The sequence below is a fragment of the Mycobacterium sp. genome (assembly GCF_052144515.1).
GTDB lineage: Bacteria > Actinomycetota > Actinomycetes > Mycobacteriales > Mycobacteriaceae > Mycobacterium.
Map to the genome: position 1 here is coordinate 1 of NZ_JBKQQD010000160.1, position 2,655 is coordinate 2,655.

4 protein-coding genes are annotated in these 2,655 nt (G+C 66.4%); 2 read left to right on the forward strand and 2 right to left on the reverse strand.

Features of this window, described 5'->3' with window-relative positions; all coding sequences use genetic code 11:
* Both ACLP9N_RS10370 and ACLP9N_RS10375 read right to left on the reverse strand, forming a co-directional pair.
* A partial coding sequence (locus ACLP9N_RS10370; RefSeq protein ID WP_442407323.1) for an LLM class flavin-dependent oxidoreductase occupies positions 1-839 on the reverse strand: 839 nt, incomplete at its 3' end.
* Entirely contained in the window at positions 836-1,804 is a 969-nt protein-coding gene (locus ACLP9N_RS10375; protein WP_442407324.1) for an alpha/beta fold hydrolase, read from the reverse strand. The genes ACLP9N_RS10370 and ACLP9N_RS10375, both read right to left, overlap by 4 nt.
* A 123-nt stretch (positions 1,805-1,927) precedes the next feature.
* Between ACLP9N_RS10375 and ACLP9N_RS10380 the strand changes: the two genes are divergently transcribed.
* Positions 1,928-2,344 (forward strand): VOC family protein, encoded by a 417-nt coding sequence (locus ACLP9N_RS10380; RefSeq protein WP_442407325.1) that lies wholly within the window; start codon positions 1,928-1,930, stop codon positions 2,342-2,344.
* A 231-nt stretch (positions 2,345-2,575) separates the two neighbouring features.
* On the forward strand, positions 2,576-2,655 hold an 80-nt coding region (locus tag ACLP9N_RS10385), incomplete at its 3' end, for a hypothetical protein (protein WP_442407326.1).

Below are 2,655 nucleotides of genomic sequence, written 5' to 3' on the forward strand. Positions count from 1 at the left end.
CCGTCCACGGAGTTGGACAGCGGGACGAAGCCTGCCGCGCCGAAGTAATCGGCGAAATCCTGCAGGCCGTAGGTGCCCTCGTCGCTCGCCCGCTCGCGGGTGTCGGCGATCTGCATGATGCTCAGCACCCGCCAGGCGGCCCGGTCGGGCTCCTCCCGGCCGACCTTGGCGGCCTGCTTGCGCACCACCTCACAGGTGTTCTCCAGTGCGGCGTAACCGCCGGGAACCGACATCGACAGCGACAGCAGCGACGTCCCCAGCGCACCGGCCAGCCGGGGACCCGATGGAGAAATCATTGCCGCCGTGGAGATTTCGGGGTAGGGCCAGGTGTAGGGGCGGATATGCAACTGCGCGTCGCGCAGCGTGAACCAATCGGAGTGGCGGTCGATTCGCTCGCTGGGTGCGGCGCGGAACAGTGCGAGGATCGCCTCGAGCGATTCCTGCATCATCCGCCGTTGCTCGACGGGGTCGATGCCCATCATGTACGCGTCCGACGGCAGCGCCCCAGGCCCCGTACCGAACATGACCCGGCCGCGGGTCAGGTGGTCCAGCAGCACCCAGCGGTCGGCCACCATGAGCGGATGGTGATAGGGCAGCGAGACCACCCCGGTGCCCAGCCGGATGTGCTTGGTTCGCTCCGCCGCAGCGGCGATGAACACCTCCGGGCAAGCGATCAGCTCGTAGCCGCCGGAGTGGTGCTCACCGAACCACGCCTCGTCGAACCCGAGGCGATCCAGTGCGACGACCCGCTCCATGTCGTATTCCAGTGCCACCGTGGGCGATTGGCCAATCGGATGAAACGGGGTGACGAAGACGCCGAAACGCAGCGGCACGGTCATCGCAGCTCCAATTCGTAGAGGAACTCCAATAAAGTCGCGTTCACCTCGGCGGGGCGTTCCTGCTGCAGCCAGTGTCCCGCGCCGTCGATCATCACCTGGCGGTAAGGGCCGGAAATCACCTCCGCGGCGCGGTCGGCGCGCGTGAAGGCCAACACCGGATCGGCCGTCCCGGCGACGAACAACGACGGCACAGCGATCTTGGCGCCCGCCAGCTCGGGGGTGGTCTCCCAGTTGCGGTCGAAATTGCGGTACCAGTTGAGGCCGCCGGTGAACCCGGTGCGGGAGAACTCGGCGATGTAGCGGTCGAGTTCGTCCTGGCTGAGCCAGTCCGGCAGCCGTTCCGGTTCGGGCAGCCGATCGATGAAACCTTCGGGACCGGGCGCCACCATGCGCATCGCCGCGGCTTGATCGTCGGACGCCCGCAGGCCGCCCAACATCCGGCGCATGGTGCGGGCGGGGTCGGCATCGAGTTCGGCGTCGGCAACGCCGGGTTCCTGGAAATAAAGGATGTAAAAGAAGTTCTCCCCGAACGTCCTGCGGAATGCCCGCGTCGGCGGCATCTGCGGGCGGGGCACCGGCGGGACGCTCAACGCGGCAACCGCCGCCACTCGGTCGGGGTGCAGCAGCGGCGCGTTCCATACCACGGCGGCACCCCAGTCGTGACCGATCCAGACTGCGCGCTCGGCGCCGACGTCGTCGAGCAGGCCCACCAGGTCGGCGGTGAGCTCATGAATGTCGTAGGCCTCGATCGGCTCCGGTCGCGACGATCCGCCATACCCGCGTTGATCGGGCGCCAGCACGTGGTAGCCGGCCTCGGCCAGCACGGATATCTGGTGCCGCCACGAATAGGCCAATTCGGGAAAGCCGTGGGCCAGGATCACCACGGGCGCGCCGCGGTCTCCGGCTTCGGTCACCCGCAGCCGGACACCGTTGGTGTCCACTAACCGTTCGGTTGAAGAGGGCACCGTCACACCAAATCACACTGCCTGCGGGCAGAGAAGGACTTGGCCGAAATGGAAAAGGAGGCTTCGCTTCGCTGGATATCGCGGGCGCGGCCGCGCATCATGGCATGACGTGGAGGCTTTTGGGTGAGGCGGCTGGACCACATCGTCTTGTGGACGGCGGATCCAGGGGTGTCGATGGACTTCTACACCCGGGTCGTCGGGCTCGAGCCGGTGCGATTCGGCGAGTTCGAGAACAATGAGGCGCCGTTTCCCAGCGTGCGCGTGTGCGAAGACTCCATCATCGACCTCCTGCCGGTCGACAGCATTGCCGCCACCGAGTCGCTCACGAAGGTGGCGGGCAGCGCCGGCCACCCGGTGAATCACATCTGCCTGGCGATGTCGAAGTCCGAATACGACGCGTTGGATCGGCGTCTGCAGGCCGAAGGCGTGGACACCAGCACGCGGCTGAACCGAACCTACGGAGCCCGAGGATGGGCGCCGCACGGGTACTACTTCGCCGATCCGGATGGCAACGTGATCGAGGTCCGCTATTACGAATGAGGGGTTAAAAATTTGGGGACCGGTGCGGCGAGCGCAACGCCAGCCTGGCCGTCGCCGTCCCGCGTCACACGGGCGTGACACCGGCCGCAGCCCGCGGGCTGGGAACCACCGGTCGTTGTCTAGTCAGCTGATGCCGACCGCCGCCCGGGCCGGCGGTCGCCAATAGCGGTAACCTGGATTTTTCCAGCTGTGTGTATCGGGAAGGAACCTGGCCTGCACGGCCGATGATTGATGAACCGAAAAAACTTGATTCGCACACTCACGGCGATCGCCGTCGTGGTGCTCCTCGGCTGGTCGTTCTTCTATTTCAG